Annotated in this window: 19 protein-coding genes and 1 pseudogene; 12 read left to right on the forward strand and 8 right to left on the reverse strand. The window is 41.8% G+C overall.

The window, feature by feature from the left end; all coding sequences use genetic code 11:
• Positions 1-144 precede the first annotated feature (144 nt).
• From IQ259_RS08320 to IQ259_RS08345, 6 genes are all read left to right on the forward strand, one after another.
• Entirely contained in the window at positions 145-423 is a 279-nt protein-coding gene (locus IQ259_RS08320) for a hypothetical protein (RefSeq protein ID WP_193883551.1), read from the forward strand.
• A 107-nt stretch (positions 424-530) separates the two neighbouring features.
• Positions 531-731 (forward strand): type II toxin-antitoxin system HicB family antitoxin, encoded by a 201-nt coding sequence (locus IQ259_RS08325; RefSeq protein WP_228014437.1) that lies wholly within the window; start codon positions 531-533, stop codon positions 729-731.
• Positions 732-965: 234 nt separating this feature from the next.
• Positions 966-1,946 carry a porphobilinogen synthase gene (gene hemB, locus IQ259_RS08330; RefSeq protein ID WP_193883555.1) on the forward strand — a complete coding sequence of 327 codons (981 nt, stop codon included), beginning with the start codon at positions 966-968 and terminating at the stop codon, positions 1,944-1,946.
• Between the two features lie 545 nt (positions 1,947-2,491).
• Positions 2,492-2,701: a DUF2997 domain-containing protein gene (locus IQ259_RS08335; RefSeq protein ID WP_193883557.1), complete on the forward strand. Its 210-nt coding sequence runs from the start codon at positions 2,492-2,494 to the stop codon at positions 2,699-2,701.
• A 38-nt stretch (positions 2,702-2,739) separates the two neighbouring features.
• The gene (locus tag IQ259_RS08340; RefSeq protein WP_193883559.1) at positions 2,740-3,126 is read left to right on the forward strand and encodes a DUF1257 domain-containing protein; all 387 of its coding nucleotides are present in this window, start codon (positions 2,740-2,742) and stop codon (positions 3,124-3,126) included.
• Positions 3,126-3,587, forward strand: a complete 462-nt coding sequence (locus IQ259_RS08345; RefSeq protein WP_193883561.1) for a ferredoxin — start codon at positions 3,126-3,128, stop codon at positions 3,585-3,587. The genes IQ259_RS08340 and IQ259_RS08345 overlap by 1 nt, the downstream gene beginning before the upstream one ends.
• Positions 3,588-3,738: 151 nt before the next feature.
• Here the strand turns inward: IQ259_RS08345 and IQ259_RS08350 are convergent, their stop codons facing one another.
• From IQ259_RS08350 to IQ259_RS08365, 4 genes are all read right to left on the reverse strand, one after another.
• Positions 3,739-4,023 (reverse strand): YiaA/YiaB family inner membrane protein, encoded by a 285-nt coding sequence (locus tag IQ259_RS08350; RefSeq protein ID WP_193883698.1) that lies wholly within the window; start codon positions 4,021-4,023, stop codon positions 3,739-3,741.
• 186 nt (positions 4,024-4,209) lie between these two features.
• Entirely contained in the window at positions 4,210-5,790 is a 1,581-nt protein-coding gene (locus IQ259_RS08355; RefSeq protein ID WP_193883563.1) for a DUF4335 domain-containing protein, read from the reverse strand.
• Between the two features lie 25 nt (positions 5,791-5,815).
• Entirely contained in the window at positions 5,816-6,421 is a 606-nt protein-coding gene (locus tag IQ259_RS08360; RefSeq protein ID WP_193883565.1) for a DUF3038 domain-containing protein, read from the reverse strand.
• A gap of 526 nt (positions 6,422-6,947) precedes the next feature.
• Positions 6,948-9,344 carry an endonuclease MutS2 gene (locus IQ259_RS08365; RefSeq protein ID WP_193883567.1) on the reverse strand — a complete coding sequence of 799 codons (2,397 nt, stop codon included), beginning with the start codon at positions 9,342-9,344 and terminating at the stop codon, positions 6,948-6,950.
• A gap of 707 nt (positions 9,345-10,051) precedes the next feature.
• Here IQ259_RS08365 and IQ259_RS08370 point away from each other — a divergent pair.
• The 4 genes and pseudogenes from IQ259_RS08370 to trxA form a co-directional block, all read left to right on the forward strand.
• The gene (locus IQ259_RS08370) at positions 10,052-10,717 is read left to right on the forward strand and encodes an OB-fold-containig protein (protein WP_193883569.1); all 666 of its coding nucleotides are present in this window, start codon (positions 10,052-10,054) and stop codon (positions 10,715-10,717) included.
• A 22-nt stretch (positions 10,718-10,739) separates the two neighbouring features.
• Positions 10,740-12,668 (forward strand): flotillin family protein, encoded by a 1,929-nt coding sequence (locus tag IQ259_RS08375; RefSeq protein ID WP_193883571.1) that lies wholly within the window; start codon positions 10,740-10,742, stop codon positions 12,666-12,668.
• Positions 12,669-12,858: 190 nt separating this feature from the next.
• The gene (locus IQ259_RS08380) at positions 12,859-14,022 is read left to right on the forward strand and encodes a GuaB3 family IMP dehydrogenase-related protein (RefSeq protein WP_193883573.1); all 1,164 of its coding nucleotides are present in this window, start codon (positions 12,859-12,861) and stop codon (positions 14,020-14,022) included.
• A gap of 329 nt (positions 14,023-14,351) precedes the next feature.
• A pseudogene (gene trxA / locus IQ259_RS08385) lies at positions 14,352-14,702 on the forward strand (thioredoxin); the annotation flags it as partial.
• A gap of 386 nt (positions 14,703-15,088) precedes the next feature.
• On the opposite strand, the gene IQ259_RS08390 reads toward trxA, so the two are convergent.
• The 3 genes from IQ259_RS08390 to petC form a co-directional block, all read right to left on the reverse strand.
• Complete coding sequence (locus IQ259_RS08390; protein ID WP_193883577.1) at positions 15,089-15,580, reverse strand: WD40 repeat domain-containing protein; 492 nt, start codon at positions 15,578-15,580, stop codon at positions 15,089-15,091.
• Between the two features lie 65 nt (positions 15,581-15,645).
• Positions 15,646-16,647, reverse strand: a complete 1,002-nt coding sequence (petA, locus tag IQ259_RS08395) for a cytochrome f (RefSeq protein WP_193883579.1) — start codon at positions 16,645-16,647, stop codon at positions 15,646-15,648.
• Positions 16,648-16,762: 115 nt separating this feature from the next.
• On the reverse strand, positions 16,763-17,302 hold the full coding sequence (gene petC, locus IQ259_RS08400; RefSeq protein WP_062290764.1) for a cytochrome b6-f complex iron-sulfur subunit: 540 nt from the start codon (positions 17,300-17,302) through the stop codon (positions 16,763-16,765).
• A gap of 233 nt (positions 17,303-17,535) precedes the next feature.
• Here petC and IQ259_RS08405 point away from each other — a divergent pair, with 233 nt between their 5' ends.
• Entirely contained in the window at positions 17,536-17,844 is a 309-nt protein-coding gene (locus IQ259_RS08405) for a DUF3067 family protein (protein WP_193883581.1), read from the forward strand.
• A 128-nt stretch (positions 17,845-17,972) separates the two neighbouring features.
• Here the strand turns inward: IQ259_RS08405 and tatC are convergent, their stop codons facing one another.
• On the reverse strand, positions 17,973-18,767 hold the full coding sequence (gene tatC / locus IQ259_RS08410; RefSeq protein ID WP_193883583.1) for a twin-arginine translocase subunit TatC: 795 nt from the start codon (positions 18,765-18,767) through the stop codon (positions 17,973-17,975).
• A 664-nt stretch (positions 18,768-19,431) separates the two neighbouring features.
• On the opposite strand from tatC, the gene IQ259_RS08415 reads away from it, so the two are divergent.
• Complete coding sequence (locus tag IQ259_RS08415) at positions 19,432-19,635, forward strand: hypothetical protein (protein ID WP_228014438.1); 204 nt, start codon at positions 19,432-19,434, stop codon at positions 19,633-19,635.
• Positions 19,636-19,656 lie beyond the last annotated feature (21 nt).

Genomic DNA, 19,656 nt, shown 5'->3' on the forward strand with positions numbered 1-19,656 from the left:
ATCTTGAGAGCGATCGCTCTCAACATACTGCGTCGAAATGGTCATATTTCCATCACAATTGCTCAAAGATTTCTCTCTCATGATATTGACAAACTTCTTGCCCTTGTGGAATGAAACAGCCCTGCCTCAAGGAGCATAAACACCATGTTCGCACAATTACTAAAATTTGCCCAATTCAAATTAGCCCAGTTCTTACGCGAAAATTTCAATTTTCTCGTTCGTCAGCAACTTTCTGAACTCTCATTTTCCCACAGAGAACCAATTAAACATTTGCTAATTGGTTCACCCAAAGCCGTCACCAGCACAATTCACTATTTGCATGTGCTTGGCTACGCTAAAGTTGGAGATTGGAGTCCACTGCTACCAACCGAGAATTCCGGTGAGGTAATGAGTATTTTAACTCGGCAAATTTTGATCCAATAATTTAAATGTAGAGACGTTGCAGTGCAACGTCTCTCACGTTATTTTAAAATCAAAATTGATAGATTTACTTCAAAAATAACGTAATAAAAATGACGCAAAAAACACAAATGACTGCTATCATTGAGCGCGAAGAAAATGGCTATGTAGCATTATGTCCCAAATTAGATATAGCCCGCCAAGGTGACACAATTAAAGAAGCACAAACTAATTTAATTGAAGCATTAGAATTATTTTTTGAGACAGCATCACCTTCTGAAATCCAGGAAAGATTGCACACAGAAATGTTTATTACATTTGAAGTCAACTAAAAGGAAACATAAATCTCTGCGTAAGAATCAAAAATTAACATCTTTTTTCCAAAAATTTGAGCTAGATACAGTTCCACTAAGTTGTAAAATACAAAATTGCCACACAGTTTCATCAACCGTAGGGCAAAGGACAGTTAAGCACTGATTGTAGTCTGTCTGACAGCAGTAGAGTTTTTCTCTACTTTTATGACGCTTTGACTTGTGTCCATTGCATTATATCCCTGACAAAAAATTATGTTTCCCATACAACGTCCCCGTCGTTTGCGTAGCCATCCTCAACTGCGCCGGATGGTGCGTGAAACCATCCTCACAACTAATGATCTGATTTACCCACTATTTGCCGTACCAGGTTCAGGAATTGCCAAAGAAGTCAAATCTATGCCTGGAGTCTACCAACTTTCGGTAGATAAAATTGTGGACGAAGCTAAGGAAGTTTACGACTTAGGAATCCCCGCAATTATTTTATTTGGTATTCCTGAAGATAAAGATGCCGATGCTACTGGTGCTTGGCACGATTGCGGTATTGTCCAAAAAGCTGCAACTGCGGTAAAAGCAGCAGTCCCAGATTTGATTGTCATCGCTGATACTTGCTTGTGTGAATACACCAGTCATGGTCACTGCGGTTATTTGCAAGTTGGTGATTTGACAGGACGGGTACTCAACGACCCCACCCTAGAATTGCTCAAGAAAACAGCAGTTTCTCAAGCCAATGCTGGTGCAGATATCATCGCCCCTTCCGGGATGATGGATGGCTTTGTCCAGGCAATTCGGACTGGATTAGATGAAGCGGGATTCCAAGACACACCAATTTTGTCTTATGCTGCTAAGTATGCTTCGGCCTACTATGGGCCATTCCGAGATGCAGCCGATTCCACACCGCAATTTGGTGACAGAAGAACTTACCAAATGGACCCTGGAAATGGTCGTGAGGCTATTAAGGAAATTGGATTAGATATTGCCGAAGGTGCGGATATGCTTATGGTTAAGCCAGCTTTGGCTTACATGGATATTATCTGGCGGGTAAAGGAAGCGAGTAACTTACCTGTTGCAGCTTACAATGTTTCCGGTGAGTATTCCATGATTAAGGCTGCGGCTCTGAACGGCTGGATTGATGAGGAACGTGTAGTTATGGAAACTTTAACAGGGTTTAAACGTGCCGGTGCAGACCTAATTTTAACTTACCATGCCAAAAATGCGGCGCGATGGTTGCGTTAGGTTGGTTTTTATAAGTTTGCTCCATATCTCACGCAGAAATAAGGCAGCGCTTTGGGCGTGTTTCCCGACTTGTAGCGACTGCCGTGCAAAGGCGCAAAGTTTTTTCTTTGGGTTTTAGTGTTTGGGCGTGAGATTATTGTATTTTGGGTATTGCGATCGCCAACGTAGTTGAAATCGATTCAGGAACTTCAAATAAAATACCCAATACTAATAATAAAATTTTTCAATAAATTTCATAGTTTTGTGACTTACTTAGCTGGCTAAACTACTGCTAATGCTTGTTTGTCAGGCTTTTATCGCTGGATTTATCAGCTTAGTTATAAACTTGACTATTCTATAAGGTTAAGAGAGACTAACTAATGACAGATGTGCGGACTTATTAAACTAATAATTTTTGTAAAGATTTTGAGATATTTATTTTGAGAGATGAAACATTAGTTAAAAAATGGCAAGTTTGTCTCTAAGTAACAATGTTCCGAGGACAATCTTTTGAAAATTGTGCTAATTAGTACAGTCCAAGCTTACTATCGTAGTTGGCCAAAAGCATGGAGACATTAGAATTCATAATTTATCCAGACGGTAGGGTACAAGAGAAAGTCACTGGCATTGTGGGTAATTCTTGTGCTGAGGTTACAGCAGCAATTGAAGCACAGCTGGGGCAAGTACTTAGTCAAGAGCCAACCTCAGAATTTTTCGTCAACCAGGTACAACAATCTAGTCTGGCGAATACCCAAGCTACTTACAGCGAATGGTAAGTTTTCCAACAGTTTATTGTCGTTGATTTACAACCAACATGTCACACTTTAGCCAAATTAAGACTCAAATCCGTAACCTTGATTCTTTAAAAGATGCGCTGACTGATTTGGGCATCGACTGGAAACCCGGCCCCCGTGAGGTGCGTGGTTATCGTGGTCAAACCCATCCTGCGGAAATTACCGTTGAGCAGGAAAATGGCTATGACATCGGCTTTAGATGGAATGGCAAAGAATACGAATTGGTAGCTGACTTGCAATATTGGCAGCAAAATCTATCTGTAGATGGTTTCTTGCGTCAAGTAACCCAGCGCTATGCTTACCAAACAGTCGTTAAAGAAACTACCCTTGCTGGTTTTCAAGTTGCTGAACAACAAAAAAATGCCGACGGTTCTATTCGCTTAGTAGTACAACGCTGGAGTGCGTAATGGCTGATTTTCTGCCTTCACCAGAAGAACAGGAAGATAACCGTTCCGGTTTGGAACCAGAATTAGGTGGTTTTTTGCGGGAAGACCCAGAACGTTCTGGTTTGGAACCGGAATTGGGTGGTGTGTTGCGGCAAAAAGGTGTTTACGTTGACGAAATTACCTGTATTGGCTGTAAACACTGCGCCCATGTTGCGCGGAATACTTTTTACATTGAACCAGATTACGGGCGATCGCGCGTAATTCGTCAAGATGGGGACGCGGAAGAACTTATCCAAGAAGCGATTGACACCTGTCCAGTCGATTGCATCCATTGGGTAGATTACACAGAACTGAAAAAGTTAGAAGATGAGCGCAAGTATCAAGTAATTCCTGTTGTAGGTTATCCGGTAGAATTGGCAGTTGCTGCTTCTGAACGGCGGCGTAAAAAGCAAAAACTCAAAAACAAAAAATCCCGTTATTAAAATACACAAGTTAAATAAGTACAAAAAAGGACTGGTTAATCCAGTCCTTTTATTTTTAATTAAGTAGAGACGTTTGAATGCAATGTCTCTGATAGGGGAATTACCTTATCTAAATCAGCAGCTAAGAGAATAATTGTTATTTTTTGTACCGTCACTTTAAATTTAGAGAGTCGTGTTGTGAAAGTAATTTTTCCACTTTCGCCTCGTCAATTCTAGCTGTTAATCTTTTGGCTTCATGCAAATCTCTGGTAGTTTTTGCCAAGGTAAAAGTTGAACCAACAGAAAAAGCTAAACCCATACTCATAAAGCCTTTAACCCAGCTATCAACAGGCAAATTAACAATACCAAAGCTGGTCATAGAAAGAGAAAGTATAAAAGCAGCCCATGTTTGAATAATCCAAGCTGCACTATCTTTTTGTGACCCTAACGGTTGCATATTTCTGACCTGTGTTTTCAGCGATTTAATAGCGATCGTATTGATTGTCACATTTGATAGCAACAATTGTATTACCAGTTTGGTAACTGGACTGTAAAAGGTTAATTGAAAAGTACATAAATAAAAGAATAACTGGTACATAGTTTTGTACCAGTTTTACAAATGGCACGAAGTTGTTGAATTCAACTATTCAGACTCTGAAAATGTTTGTACTTTACCATCAGGACTAAGAACAACTCTCATTCGGAGATTTTGTCCCGATTTATTAGCAGAAACAAAGGGTTTACCAATTTCAGGTATTCCTGTACTGTCAACAAATTCTCTGGCTGGCTTATTAAGTGGTAAAATCCGCTCAATGGAACCATTAACATCCAAAGTCAAGCTGTATTCTAGTGTTTGGGTCAATCCAGATGGTGGTTGCCAGCGTTTTTGGAAAAAACTTCGGGCTTCTGCTATTTGGTTTGTGTCAAACAATGTGCTGTTAGTAGCGACATTGGTAGGTGTGAGGGTTTTAGGCGCGTCACCCAATCCATCAACTAATCGATTACTATCTGCGGCTGAAGGCGGAATAGAAGAATTGATTTTTTCCTCTAGTTGTGGGTTTATTGGTGAGTACCCCTGAGGAAGATTGTTGCTGCGGCTTGCATTCGGTAGGGTAGCAAGGGGAGGTGGAACTGCTGGGATAGATGATAAACTGCCTGAGCCAGAAGATAGGCGAGGTGGTAAACTCCGCCTTTGAGGTAGAGCAATTTCATTCTTGGCAATTGGCTGTGTGGGGTTCAAATTGAGATTTGGTTTTAGAGCAATTTGTTGACCAGGAATCGTTGTAGATGTTGTACTTGGCGGATTAATCTTAGAGTTAATTGCTGTCTGAGGTAAACCCAAGGATGTTGGAGAATTTGCCGTCAGATTCGTATTGCCAGGAGTTGCAGGTTGCGCTGGGAAACGAGAAGTCGGAAGTGGAAGAGTTGAATCTATAGGTGGTAGCGGTGGCAAATTATCTGAAGGTGTCAGCCCCGGTAATGGTGCCAAGTTAGCTAATGGTGAAGGTGATAGAGCTACATCAGACTCTGTAGAAGCTGGTTTCGTGGCTGTTGGCTGATTTTGGCGATTATTAGCGTATTGTAAAGTTATGGGCAATAAACCTGCACTTAACACCAGAACAGCGGCCACAGGTGTCCAAGCAGGGAAGCGGAGAACAGACCTGTTGGTATTGAGAGATGGTAAAGCCATGACATCAGCGGAATATTCATCCAAGGCTGTTGCTAAATCAAAAAGTTGCAGCAGACTGAGTGGAATAACAGGATGAGATGCTTGACTGCCAAGAGAACCAAGATACAGGTTGTGAGTTAAATAGCTGCTCGGTTCTAAATATATTTTTGTTCTGGGGATATCTGAGGTAAAAGATTTTAAAGTCTGTGTCGATAAAGAAGATGGGTGAACATCGCTCAACTCTAAATCATGAGATGCTTTAGTTGAGTCTTTGGGGCCAGAAAACCCAATCCAAAAGCTTTCTGGGGACTGTTGTAAGAATTCTTGGACATAGCTGGTGACGGCATCACACAAAGCTTCGAGTTGGTCGCGATCGCCCCGAATTACAACCCTGTTTTCTTCTGGTAGTCGTGGATCGTCAAAACGTAACTCAAAGCTGAGTTGCTTAATGACAGTTTTCCCCATCCAATGGGACAAAGGAGAGCTTTGCGCCAATACTTCTAGCGTGCAAGTAGGGGGTGTGTAGCGACGAATGACAGAATTTGATAGAGGCATGGCAGGAACTGCGAAGGAGACGTTTTCAAAATTTTGCGGAATTGTCGATGAGTGCTAACCAGAGGCGGCGGTGTCCACCAGGAGCGCTGTAGAACAACAAGTCTACAAGCAGTTTGAGTGCCAGGTGGGTAAGTAATTCCGTTGAGATTTGGTCATCCTCTTCCATGCGCTCTTGGTAGGTGTTGCAAAAAGCATCAATATAATCACCAAGTAAAGCAGCCTGATGAGGTTCCCGGTTGTTTTCCGCCATTTGCTCTAGTAACCCAACAGCACGGCGAACTAGTTCTTGGTGCTGTTTGGCGAGATAGCAGATGATTAAAACAAGCGATCGCGCTTCTTCTACATCTAGCTTTTTTCGCCCTCCTTGACCTTTGCGTAGGGGATTAGACTGGCGTAGTCGCCATAAAGCTACGCGGTCTGGCACTCTTGACTCTAAGTTTAGGTTAACTGCCGCAGCAAGCATGGCCTCGGAACCAATCCCAGTTAAGGTTTCTAGCGCCAACAGCACCAAGTCCAATTGAGTTTTGATATTGTCCCATTGAACTGTGTTTGGGGTTGGAAGCTTGATTAAATCCTCCCATTGGGAATTGGGCGTGGCTGAATCGGCGGCCGAGTGCATAACTTTTAGCATAGGTGATCGGGCTGGTAGGGGCTGGTGCTGTTACCTATTTTGAAACCAGACTCTTAAAGAACAAGGTTGGTTTCCCATAAATAATTTAGCTAGAAGTGACTCCTAGCTTGTCGAATTTTGGTAAACAGCAATTGTCACTGTCTTACTCTACAAGATGAAAAATTATTTTCCATACACTTAGCAGAGTAGAACATTCCCTACCTTAGTTAAAATATTCCTAGCCTTAACTGCTACTTCAGTAGGAAGTATAAATAAATAAAAAAGCAGGGGGGAAGGGAGCAGGGAGCAGGGGAGAAAAGCCACCTACAAGAGATGGGGTTTTAACCAAGGGTGAAAGGGTGAAAGGGAGCAAGGGAGCCTAGGTTTGTACCTACAGTCCCCTCTTCTCCCTGCTCCCTGCCCCTTGCCTCTAATCAACATCAACATCATAAATTTCCTTTAATTGCTAATTACCATTAACCCAGAAGCTATTAGTAATTAGCAATTGATATTTTAGTAGACGACACCAGTAATATTGATTGCCCTTTTAAGAAATTTGAGCAATTGTCACACCGCTACCACCATCCGCTGGTTCTGCTGCTGTGTAACTGCTGACTCTGGGATGCTGTTGTAAAAAAGCATGAACACCTTGCCGCAGCTTACCTGTACCGTGTCCGTGAATAATCCAGATGAGGCCAATAGCTTCGGAAATGGCTTTGTCTAATTCAATCTCGGCATCAGCTACCCGCTTACCACGCAAATCAACTGTATTTTTAGAGGTGCGAATTGCTGGTGCGGCTTGGGGTGGAGGTGTAGTTGCGGCTGGTGCTGGTTTTGCTTTGACGATCGCTTCTGGTTTTTGACCATCGAGAGATTCGATGTCTTGCAATTTCACCGTCATTTTCATCATGCCAAAGCGGACGTTTAACTCGCCATCTTCATCGGGAGCAGTTAAAACTTCGGCAGTTTGTCCAAATTGGGAAATGCGGATGCGATCGCCTACTTTAGGCATAAACCCAACTTTGGGTTTGGGTTCCACCGCTGGCTGGAATTTCTGGGTAATATGATTTAAAGCATTGGTGGCTTGCTGGGCATCTTGGGCTGTGGGTGTACCTTGTTGCAAGCGGCGGATGACTTGGGCTATTTCGCCTTTGGCTTGGGCGATCGCTTGTTGGACTGCAACTTCTTGTGAAGCCTTTAGTGCCTTCTCTCGTTCTTGCAAAGATTCAGCTTTGTCAGATACTTCTTTATATAAACGTTCCGCTTGCTGCAATAATTTTTGTGCTTCCGCTGCTTTCGTTTCCTGGCTGCGGCGTTGTGCTTCTAACCCAGCAATAACTTGGTTAACTTCGTCCGATGCTTCGCCGACTTGGGTTTTAGCTTGTTCTACTACTTCTGGCTTTAAGCCCAAACGCAGCGCGATCGCTAAAGCATTGGAACGTCCAGGAATCCCCCATAGTAAACGATAGGTAGGTGACAGCGTAGCTTCATCAAATTCTACCGAGGCATTTTCAAACCGTGCATCTTCGTACTTTAGGGCTTTTAATTCCCCAAAGTGAGTTGTGGCAATTGTTAGCTGGGCGTGTTCGGCTAGATATTGTAAAAGCGCGATCGCTAATGCACTACCCTCGGCGGGATCTGTACCTGCGCCTACTTCGTCGAGTAGGACGAGGGATTGAGGATGGGTAATTTCCGGTGTTTCAGCAGCCAGAGCATTTAATATTCTACTAATGCGGCGGATATGCCCAGAGAAAGTAGATAAACTTTGCTGGAGGGATTGTTCGTCGCCAATATCTGCCAATATTTGGTCAAACCACGGCATTTCTACAGGTTCACGGGCAGGGACAAATAAACCCACTTTAGCCATTAATGCAGCTAAACCTAGGGTTTTTAACGTGACAGTTTTACCCCCAGTATTAGGCCCGGTAATCGTGACAACCCGAATATGGGGACTAATTAATAAATCTACGGGAATTACTGAGTGGCCTTGTTCGTGCTGTTGTTGCCAGATTAACAAAGGATGACGCAACTGCCGCAATGTCACAATTTCTTGTGCTTCGCGGTTGATAAATCTCGGAGGATTGGCTTTGAGCCAGAAACTATAACGCGATCGCGCCGCCGCTAAATCCAAGGTAGTTACAATTGCTAACAGCTTTTCCAAATCTGGTGTTACGGCTGCTACTTGCTCTGTCAAACTGCGTCGAATTGCTTCTTCTTCAGTTTGTTCTCTTTTAAGCGTTTGCCGCAATTGATTCCCCATCGGCACGATGGAATTAGGCTCCACGTACAGAGTTACACCACTGGTAGAAGTATCGTGAACAATACCAGGTACAGCGTCTTTGTGGCTGGCTTTGACTGGGATGACAAAGCGATCGCCCCGTTGGGTAATTAGCTGTTCCTGAACGGCATTCGATTTTGCTTGTAAAATATTATGCAGTTTTTGGTTAATCTGACTGCGTAATCGCCGCAATTCCTCGCGGATTTCACCTAATTTTTGACTGGCGCGATCAGATACATTCCCGCGTTCATCAATACAACGGTGAATTTCCTGCTCTAATTCTGGATAAGTCCGTAAATCTGATACTAAATCAGTTAATACTGGTATATTTTCTTGGTTATCAATTACACGCCGGAGATTTCGCGCACCTGCTAGGGTGGTGGCGATCGCTAATAATTCATCACCAGCCAAAATCCCTTGGAGTTCGGCGCGTTTTATCGAATCACCAATATCGTGAATCCCGTCAAAAGATAAGCCTGTAGCCAGATGACTTTCTAGTTGATAGACTTCTTTAGTTTGTGCTAACAACTGCTCACTGACTGACTGTGATGTAGGAATGTGTAAATTAGTGGATGCGATCGCCCCTAGCTTAGTTGCCGCAAATGTCGCCAGATGCTGGCAGAGGCGATGCCATTCTAGTAGTTCTAAAGTTTCCGATTGGATCAAGGCTGCAACATCTAAAAAAATCTCATATGAAATTATCGTAACAACAGAGTTGCGTTTACAGTCAAAGTTCAACGGACAATGGTCTTAAAAGTCAAGTTTACTGGCAGTCACTGTTGGCTGATACAACGGGCTGTGTTGTAGAACTACACACGTAACCCAAAAGTGATTTTCATCAAAAGACATCAGCTAAATTTAAACATGGGTTATCCAGCGACGTAGCATTACTACGTCTCTACCTTTTCACCAGATGTCTAAGAGGATGTTTGAAAAGTTTTGGGCGAATAGAATAGAGCAGAACAGGTTTCGAGCCTTTTTAGCGGCTAATAATTTTGGCACAGTGCGAAACGCTTAAATCTAGGTTTTATAAGGCTTTGAGAGATGTGGTGAGAAATCTGAGTAAAGCCCAAACCACTAATTTTCGTTTTTCTTTGCTTGTTTTTTTCTGGTGCTGCAAACTAACTAAAATAGAACAGCTTATCAGTTCCCATTCAACAATAACGCAAAGTGAAGTAACTTTTTTTAACTTAATTTTTATAAAAATTTTACTAAAAAATGTCAAGAAATGTATTCTTTTATCCAGATAAAATTATTGATGAAATTGCACATGTAGTATTTTATATTGACAGATGTAATATATATGAAATAAATTCAGATGAGTTGCTGTAACAGAACTGCCAATCGCACACCATAAAACTTTAAAAAATTTTATGCTATTTAGTCAAGCCAACTTGCCCTATTGGATTTTCCTAGGAATGGGAGTCTTGCTGTTTTTATTCATTATTATTTCTGGTCGAGGAGACCAAGATATTGATTTAGATACAGATACAGACGTAGAATTTGATGCAGATAGCGGCAGCGAATTTAGTTTTGGACAATTGTTAGGATGGGCAGGTATTGGGAAAGCTCCACTTATTTTATTACTGGCAATAGATTTGAGCTTTTGGGGAATTTTTGGTTTGATATTGAATGTTTGGTTGGGGAGCAAAGCGAGTGGCTTTATAGGGAGTATCGTGTTATTTAGTTCATTGATGCTCAGTTTATTGATGGGTAGATTAATAGCTCAACCAATTGGCAATATTTTTGCAGAGTTTAGTGAGGATGCGAGTAGCGATCGCCTGATTGGTTGCATTGGTACTGTGAATTCTGCTTACATTCCTATCGAAAATCAAGGCAAAATTGGGCAAGTAGATGTGCTGGATGCAAAACGAAATTTTTTGACTATTAGCGCTGTTTTAGCAGAGTGGGCAACTATCGTACCTCAACGCGGCGAAAAAGTCTTAATTATTGAACTTAAGCCACGAAATTATATTGTTATAGCCAAAGATAGTGCTGACGAAGAAAGTTGGCTAACAAGCTCACACTATAAAAAATAAACCCCAGGATTAGGAGGAAAACATGCTATTTTGGTTAACATTTATTCAGTCTTTGCCAAGTATTAAATCAGAGAAAATTTCACAGTTGCAACCACAACAAAATCAAACAAAATTAATTTCTCAAACAATCCCTGTCACAGTTAAGCCTACTATTGCTCAACTCAACAGTGGATTAGTAATACCAGGAGTAATTGCAGCTGTAGTTGTATTATTGTTATTCAGCTTGTTTGCTTATACACGGGTTTATGTAGTTACACCCAACAACGAAGCTTTTGTTAGAACTGGGGGGCTATTTATTAAAAAGAAATCAGTAATTCTTTATGGTGGTTGTATTGTTTTGCCAGGGTTTCATCAACTAACACGCGTACCATTAAGGGAAATTTCCATTGATGTGGAACGGACTGGTAAATTAGCTGTGCGTACCAAAGATTATCTCAGAGCAGATATTAGAGTCACCTTTTATGTATGTATTAACGCCTCCGAAGAAGACGTGTTGACGGCTGCTGCTAGACTATCTCAAAATGGCAGTAGAATTACTCCCGAAGATATTAAAAATGCTTTAGAAAAACGGGCTGATGATGCAATTAGAGCAGCAGCTAAAACTAAAGATATAGCAGAAATTGATTCTGATAAACTGGGGTTTGCCCAAGAAGTATTAAATTTAGTTGAGCCAGATTTGAAAAAAGTAGGACTGACACTGAATAATATTGCGATCTCAGAAATATTAGAAAGTGTCACCTACGATCCAGATAGTTTCTTTGATGCTCAAGGTGTGCGCTTGCGAACAGAAATTATTCAGCGTTCAATTCAACAAAAACGAGAAGTGGAATTGTCAACGCAAGTAGCAATTGAACAAAAAGAACTGGATGCTCAAAAGCGATCGCTACAAATTGCCCAAGAGCAAGAAAGTGCTAAACTAGAACAAAAATTGCAAGTAGAAGCACTCAAAGCCCAACGAGAACGCGAAATTCAAGAAGCAAAAGATCGAGAAGCAGCCGCAGTTCAGCGCACCAAAATCTTGCAAGCAAAATCAGTTGAAGAAGAAGAAATTCGCAAAAAATTAGCTCTACAGCAAAGCCAAATTGAAGCGGATATTACTCTAGAAGAACGGAATAAGCAGCTAAAAGTAACACAAGCACTGCAACAACAGGAAGCAGAAATTGCCGAAATTTCCCGTCAACAAAAGGTAGAATCTGGAAAATTGCAAGCCCAAGTGCAGATAGTCGAATCAGAAAGACTAGCCAGACTAGCTCAAGAAGACGTGGCGATTGCCATTGCTACTAAAAAACGTGAAAGCTTTCTCGCCCAAGCAGAACAAGCCAAAGCCGAAGAATCAGTGCGTACCGCAGGCGATATTGAAAAAGCCGAACGCGATAAACGCTTATCAATCATTGCAGCTGAAAGAGAAGCCCAAGAAAAAAGTATAGGCGATCGCAACGTTGTCGAAATCGATGCCTTTCGCCGTCGTCGCCAAGCAGAAATCGCTCAACAAGCCGCAGAATTGGAAGCGGAGTCAATTCGTACCCTTGCAGCAGCTAACCGCGATAAAATTTTAGCAGAAGCTGAAGGGTTACAAGTTAAAATCGCCGCCGAAAATACCATCAGCAACGCTAACCTCACAGCCAAAATTATCACAACTATCTGGCCAGAATTAGCTGATAAACTTCCAGAAATTGTTACCGCTCTAGCACCGCAACCGGGAGTTTTAGGTGATGCTCGTATTTACTCATTCCCTGGTGCAAATGGTAGCAGCGGTAGTCAAGATATTAATAAATTACTCCTATCCACCAGTGGACTTGCGTTAATTAATACCTTACTTGATGAAGGTAAATTAGGTGAATTAATTGGTCAAATCAGCCAATTAGTGCGTAGTAATAACCAAGTTATAACTGACACAACCAGTCATGATTCCTTGAAAATTACGCCAACATCAACTATCAAAGATACTTAGTAAAAGAGACTAAGCATTGGGAAGAATTAAGAGTTAGAAACTATTAATTTAAACTCATACTTCATTTATTTCCCAATCTCCAGTCCTCCCCATCAATCCATAATCTTTAGTGCTTACTTGCCAAAAGAACGCTCCAAATCCCCTCACAATTTGATACCCTAGCTAGAACAGTTTTGAGAAAAGTTACAGCGTGGAAATTCAACTTGGGCGAGGAAAAACAGCGCGCAGAGCATATGGAATTGATGAAATTGCTCTAGCCCCCGGTAACAGAACACTAGATCCGAGTTTGGCAAATACCAAGTGGCGTATTGGCAATATTGAGCGGGAAATCCCCATTATTGCCAGTGCGATGGATGGCGTAGTTGATGTAAGCATGGCTGTACGTTTGTCGCAGTTAGGCGCATTAGGTGTCCTCAATTTAGAGGGTATCCAAACTCGCTATGCTGACCCAAACCCCATCTTAGATCGAATAACTGCTGTGGGAAAAGACGAATTTGTCTCCTTAATGCAAGAACTTTATGCCGAACCAATCAAGCCGGAATTAATTGAAAAACGTATTCAGGAAATTAAACAACAAGGCGGGATTGCGGCGGTGAGTGCTACACCAGCAGGAGCCAGCAAGTACGGTGAGGTAGTAGCTAAAGCTGGGGCAGATTTATTTTTTATCCAAGCTACCGTGGTTTCCACCGCACACCTATCACCAGAGTCATATATTGCTCTCGATTTGGCAGAATTTTGCCGTTCTATGCCCATTCCCGTGGTGTTAGGTAACTGTGTGACATACGATGTCACTTTAGACTTAATGAAGGCTGGTGCGGCTGCGGTATTAGTGGGTATTGGCCCTGGTGCAGCTTGTACTTCTCGTGGGGTGTTGGGTGTGGGTGTACCCCAAGCAACCGCGATCGCAGATTGTGCCGCCGCCCGTGATGATTACTATCAGCAAACTGGCAATTATGTGACTGTCATCGCTGATGGTGGTTTAATCACCGGAGGAGACATTTGTAAGTGTATTGCTTGCGGTGCCGATGGTGTGATGATTGGTTCACCCTTTGCTAGAGCCGCCGAAGCCCCTGGACGTGGTTTCCATTGGGGAATGGCAACCCCTAGCCCAGTACTACCTCGTGGGACTCGGATCAAAGTTGGTACAACTGGCACTCTAGAGCAAATCCTTATCGGCCCGGCCGGATTGGATGATGGCACTCATAATCTTTTAGGAGCCTTGAAAACTAGTATGGGTACCTTGGGAGCCAAAGACATCAAAGAAATGCAGCAAGTTGAAGTTGTAATTGCTCCTTCTCTATTAACCGAGGGTAAAGTTTACCAAAAAGCTCAACAATTGGGCATGGGTAAATAAAGAAAATATGAAGGCTAAAGGCTGAAAGAATAGATTTCATACTTCAGACTTTCTTTTTCTCTAATCCCCAAGAGATATTTACTTGAAATTCTTAAGAAAATTTTTCCAGACTCCTAAACAATCAACTGGAAAAATCCCTTATGTCGCCTACAATAGAGAAAGCGGAGACGCATGTTTCCGTTCACTCCTCACACCACACTCCGCCCGGACTACTGTTCGGGCGGTTCCTTATGTTTATGAATAAATTTTAGAGCTTCTTTGTAAATGTATATCCTGACTCTTCAAAGCAGACGTTTTTGCTATGGTAGAATTTTCACGAAACTCAGAAATGTAATTGGCAAAGGTTTTTAGGCATGTCAGCAGCCACACAAGTTACAGATTCTACTTTTAAGCAAGAAGTACTCGACAGCAATGTACCTGTTTTAGTTGATTTTTGGGCTCCCTGGTGTGGCCCTTGCCGCATGGTAGCTCCTGTTGTCGAAGAAATTGCCGTTCAGTACGATGGTCAACTAAAAGTTGTGAAAGTCAACACTGATGAGAATCCTCAAGTTGCAAGTCAGTATGGCATTCGCAGCATTCCCACATTAATGATTTTTAAAGATGGGCAAAAAGTTGATATGGTCGTTGGTGCCGTACCCAAAACTACATTAGCTAATACTTTGGAAAAGTATCTTGGTTAAACCTCAAACGGTAATACAATCCTTTTGAGTTGCTCATTTGCTTTAGTTTTAGGTAAATATTTGTAAAAAAGTTTTTGAGACGCAAAACCCCGCGTCTCAGTAAAACTTTCTCCTGTACTAGATAATTTACACTCAACTATTTGAAGAACTTGATTTTTGTTCTCAAATATTAAATATCTAGCCAACATAGGCTTAATTTATGTTTCCTCCGACTACCCGTTTGAGGAAAGTTTATTTTATCTAATAATTTTTTTTAATCAGAAGTTATCTAGCTCAATATTTAAATTCTTAAAGTTTAGCAGTTAGTTTTTGTGCTTTCTCTTCTGCATAAGCCACAAGTCTTTTACTTGTCACTGAGTTATAAAAGCCTAGATGTATAGCCGAATTTATGATTTATCTACAGAAGGGTAAAGTATGATATTTTTACCTCCACCGCCAGCAGCTATCTTCTTAGCATCAGGACTAAAAGCCACAGCATAAACTGATTCGTTAAAACCTTGATAAGTACAAATCTCTTTACCAGTTTTTGCTTGCCATAATTTAATAGTTTTATCCTTACTACCACTGGCTAATGTTTGTCCATTAGGGCTAAAAGCCACAGAACAAACTTCATCATTATGTCCTGTAAGTGAACATATTTCTTTACCAGTTGCTATGTTCCATAACTTAATTTTCTTGTTCTGACTAGCACTAGCTAAAATTTTACCATTTGGGCTGAAAGCTATAGAATTAATACCGGAAAACCAATCAGAATCTGTATGGATAGTTTGCACTTTTTGTTTAGTTAAATCCCAAATTTTAATAGTTTTATCCTTACTAGCACTAACTAAAATCTTACCATCAGGACTAAAAACCACAGAAAACCACAGATATAACATAAACTACAAACAAAAAAAGACAGGGAATCTGCCTGTCTTGATAAATAATGATTTAACTAGAGAATTTAGAAATTCATTTCAGCAGCTTGAACTTTTTCAACTTGTTTCTTCTTGAGAACTAGCATTACTTGAGCCATCATTACTAGAGCGACGAAGGCAATTAGCCAACCGACTCTGGTGGCATCTTGTAGCACGATTTCTGCATCTTGTTGACCAAAACCACCAACGTTGGGGTTACTGGTTAAAGCATCGCCAGATTTCACTGCTTGCCCTTCAGAAACAATTAGTTCTGGGCCTAGAGGAATTGTATCAGTGACCACATCACCAGAATCGGTTTTGATGTTCACTAAATATTTAACGTTACCGTCACCATCTTCTTCTTTGGAAATTTTGCTGATGGTGCCGGTAGCGGAAGCGTTGTAAACTGTGTTATTGCTCTTTTCACCAGTAGGATAAACTTGTCCTCGTCCCCGATTACCACCTACATGAACTGCATATTTACCAAAGTGGATATTTTTGTCAGTTGCAGGGTTGGGAGAGAGAACAGGGAAGACAATTTCCTGATACTGTTCACCTGGTAGGGGCCCAACAATGACGACATTTTCTTTATCATCGCTGTATTGTTGGTAGTATGTGTCGCCAATCTCTTCTTTGAGTTCTTCAGAAATGCGGTCTGCTGGTGCAATCTTGAAGCCTTCGGGTAACATCAATACCGCACCGACGTTTAAGCCAACTTTAGAACCGTCAGCCCCAACTTGCTGGACGCTGGTATCGTAGGGAATTTGCACCACAGCTTTAAATACTTGGTCAGGAAGCACTGATTGAGGAACTTCCACTTTTGTAGGCTTGGCTGCTAGGTGACAGTTGGCGCAAACAATTCTGCCTGTTGGTTCGCGGGGAGTTTCGGGATAGGTCTGCTGCGCCCAGAAGGGATAAGCAGCAGCACTTTGAGGAAGGGCAATATCGCTAGTAAAGAAGAATGTTACAGTAGCGATCGCTACGAGCAATGTTCTCACAATTGCTCTAGCATTGCGAGTTAAACTCGCTGTTATCAAGGAATTTCTCATCTCTATAAGGGCAACGATTCTTGGATGAAGTAGTCAAGGGTCAATAGTCAATAGTTTTCACTATGGACTTTTACTCAGCACTCAGCACTCAGTACTCAGCACTCAGCACTAAAAATTAAGCCCACCAAGGTTCTTCGCCGGTGCGGAAGTCGGTTTCAGTCCAAGGTGTCAAAACAATTTTGTCGTTTTCGGCTTTGGCATGGCTTAAAGCCAAAGAACGCGGTGCTGGCCCCCGAACCACCTTACCGGTTGCGTCGTATTGAGAACCGTGACAAGGGCATTTAAATTTGTTTTCCGCAGCGTTCCAAGGAACTACACAACCCAGGTGGGTACAAACAGCGTTAATGCCGTAATCAGTAATAGCTTCTTTGCTTTCTACCACAATGTAGGTGGGGTCGCCCTTCAATCCTTGAACGAGGGTGCGATCGCCTACATTATGACTAGCTAGAAACTGACTGACACTGACATCGTTGCCTAAACTGTCTTTTGCTGTTGTACCGCCACCAGCACCACCAGCAGCGGGAGGAATAAAGTAGTTGACTACGGGATACAATGCACCCAGAGCTACTCCAGTGACAGTCCCAAAGGTGAGCAGGTTCATGAATTGACGACGGCCCATATCTGGCACGTCCATTGATTCCGAAAATTGAGCCATATCCTACGCGCTCGCTCTTTGTATATTTTGTTAAGCATTCTGACAAGAGTACTGATACTTGAGCAACTCTTGTCTGGGTTGAAATGCTAACGCCCACAACGATGCCAAACTTCTTTATTCCAAGATACTTTTAGCATCTTTTCTGTTAGCATTACATTTCTTTATATCCCTATCATACTTGAGTTACGGAACTTAATATCATAACTAAATGTAAAATCTAATTGAGAGAAGCTATGACAGGACAGGAATTACACCAACTGTTGCTTGATAAGTGGGGACATTCTTACGATGTCCAGTTCCGCCGTACTCAAGGCAAGATATTTCTGCAAGTGATGTGGAAATATCTAGAGCAAGCTTCTTTTCCACTCACAGAGGCAGAGTACCAAGAACATCTTGATAGCGTCGCTAATTATCTTAATGCTTTAGGTGGTACAGCACAGGTAAAAATTTTTATTACACAAACACGCGATCGCCCTCGTCTGGGTAAAGCTGTCAGTATACCTCTCGACTTGGGTGAACGCGCTTCCGAATGGATTGTGTAACTAAGGCGATGAAAGCCTACTGCTTTTGCAGAAATTTCTTGAGTAATTATCCAAAATTTCAACTATAAAATGCTTGTGCTTACCAACATATATCTCTACTTTTTTAAACTCATCATCAGTTGTTTGTGTTATTTCCCTGTGAGCTTAACTAAACCAATACCACCCATGTAAAGTCCTAGGACTGCACCTGCTAACAAAGCTTGGGTTAGGGGGTCGGTAGAAGGTGTGAGAACAGCACCTAAAATTACTGCTCCCATAATCACATAGCGCCAACCAGAAAGCATTCGCTCCGAAGAAACAATTCCCAAATTACCTAACAACAATTGAATAATGGGAATTTGAAATGCCAAGCCAGTACTAAATAACAGCAGCAGTACAAATTCAAAATACTTATCAATTGACCACAGTTGTTCTACCACATCAGCACCGTAGCTAATGAAAAATCTCAAAGCTGCGGGGATGAGAAGTAAATAAGCAAAGACTAACCCGCAAGCAAATAACACACTCGACCCCAAAACTATCGGCCCCAATAGGCGACGTTCACGGCGAGTCAATCCGGGAAGCACAAACTGGATAATTTGATAAAGGATGAAAGGACTAGAAAGTACCAAACCGCTATAACCAGCAACTTTCAGAGAGACGAAGAAATATTCTCCCGGCGCAAGCTGGAGAAATTTGACTCCTTGTGCTGGTACTTCTAGTAGTTGGACAATCGGCTTGACAGCAAAAAAACAGCCGATAACAACAACTACTACAGCTATGAGTGAATAAAAAATTCGCTGTCGCAACTCTTCTAGATGGTCAAACAGAGACATTTCGACTTCATCTGGCAACTCATTGATAGGATCAATGTCTGAGTTGCCTTGTCCTTCTGGGTCGATATTAGGAGTAGTGATTGTGTCAGCTTCTTGTGAAGGAGTCATGAGTAGGCTATTAGGCAACATTTGTTAACTATTTTATCTGGCGAAGCAACTACCAAGACGGAACTTATACCATTTTGGATTTTAGATTTTGCGAAAAGTTGTAAGGAGGGTTTCCCTCCGTAGCAAACTTTTCAAGACGGATTTTGGAGTGGGAATCGCCCTGTGTGTCTGGGTTCTGGGAATCCATCTGTCCCATTCTTTTTCCAATTGGTATTACCTAGATAAAGTAAAAATTAGGGTTGGAATACAAAAAATCTGGACAACCAAACTGTACTTTAAAGATGGCTAACAAGCGAATTTTTTGCTAGTTAGAGAATTTTTCCTGATTTTTGACGGTAGAGCTTGTATAAGTTAGTGGGAAGCCATCTGGTGAGTCATGCCCATCCTGTAAACTACATGGGTATGGAACCGATATTTTAAAAATCACGTCTCTGCGGTCAGTAGCATTGCATAAATTGACACAACTGCAAAGTGCTGATGGCTGAGTATAAACCCAGTTGTTTCAATGCTTTGAGCAATCAACAATGCCTTAACTGGCTTAGTGGTTGTTATACAATGCTCCGTTTGGAAACTCCGGTTCATCAAGGTGGCATCTATCTATACATAGCGCAATCGGAAACTGTTCGCTGAGGTTTGTATGCGTAGGACAATTTGCATTGGCCTGATGGCATTGCCTGTTTATTTTTACAATGCCGAGCCAAGTTTAGCTAGTAGTGATGATGTGCTAATTGTCAATCCCCACCTGTCGATCGCCATCGCTTTCATGAGTAATAGTATAAATACTCTATCAAATCTACCGCCGTGGCACGTCTTGGCTAGAGATGATCAAACGGGAGATTGTATCCGAGACGGGATGTGTAGGGATTGATGGCATAGCAAAATTTTTGAG

Source organism: Fortiea sp. LEGE XX443 (assembly GCF_015206815.1).
Classification (GTDB): Bacteria; Cyanobacteriota; Cyanobacteriia; order Cyanobacteriales; family Nostocaceae; genus Nostoc_B.

Coding starts and splice junctions, on each gene's coding strand:
- IQ259_RS08390 (WP_193883577.1), bottom strand. CDS start 15,580: ATGTTATATCTGTGGTTTTCTGTGGTTTTTAGTCCTGATGGTAAGATT.
- petA (WP_193883579.1), bottom strand. CDS start 16,647: ATGAGAAATTCCTTGATAACAGCGAGTTTAACTCGCAATGCTAGAGCA.
- IQ259_RS08340 (WP_193883559.1), top strand. CDS start 2,740: ATGTCACACTTTAGCCAAATTAAGACTCAAATCCGTAACCTTGATTCT.
- IQ259_RS08405 (WP_193883581.1), top strand. CDS start 17,536: ATGACAGGACAGGAATTACACCAACTGTTGCTTGATAAGTGGGGACAT.
- IQ259_RS08320 (WP_193883551.1), top strand. CDS start 145: ATGTTCGCACAATTACTAAAATTTGCCCAATTCAAATTAGCCCAGTTC.
- IQ259_RS08345 (WP_193883561.1), top strand. CDS start 3,126: ATGGCTGATTTTCTGCCTTCACCAGAAGAACAGGAAGATAACCGTTCC.
- IQ259_RS08370 (WP_193883569.1), top strand. CDS start 10,052: ATGCTATTTAGTCAAGCCAACTTGCCCTATTGGATTTTCCTAGGAATG.
- IQ259_RS08350 (WP_193883698.1), bottom strand. CDS start 4,023: ATGCAACCGTTAGGGTCACAAAAAGATAGTGCAGCTTGGATTATTCAA.
- tatC (WP_193883583.1), bottom strand. CDS start 18,767: ATGACTCCTTCACAAGAAGCTGACACAATCACTACTCCTAATATCGAC.
- IQ259_RS08415 (WP_228014438.1), top strand. CDS start 19,432: ATGGCATTGCCTGTTTATTTTTACAATGCCGAGCCAAGTTTAGCTAGT.
- IQ259_RS08355 (WP_193883563.1), bottom strand. CDS start 5,790: ATGCCTCTATCAAATTCTGTCATTCGTCGCTACACACCCCCTACTTGC.
- IQ259_RS08325 (WP_228014437.1), top strand. CDS start 531: ATGACTGCTATCATTGAGCGCGAAGAAAATGGCTATGTAGCATTATGT.
- IQ259_RS08375 (WP_193883571.1), top strand. CDS start 10,740: ATGCTATTTTGGTTAACATTTATTCAGTCTTTGCCAAGTATTAAATCA.
- hemB (WP_193883555.1), top strand. CDS start 966: ATGTTTCCCATACAACGTCCCCGTCGTTTGCGTAGCCATCCTCAACTG.
- IQ259_RS08335 (WP_193883557.1), top strand. CDS start 2,492: ATGGAGACATTAGAATTCATAATTTATCCAGACGGTAGGGTACAAGAG.
- IQ259_RS08360 (WP_193883565.1), bottom strand. CDS start 6,421: ATGCTAAAAGTTATGCACTCGGCCGCCGATTCAGCCACGCCCAATTCC.
- petC (WP_062290764.1), bottom strand. CDS start 17,302: ATGGCTCAATTTTCGGAATCAATGGACGTGCCAGATATGGGCCGTCGT.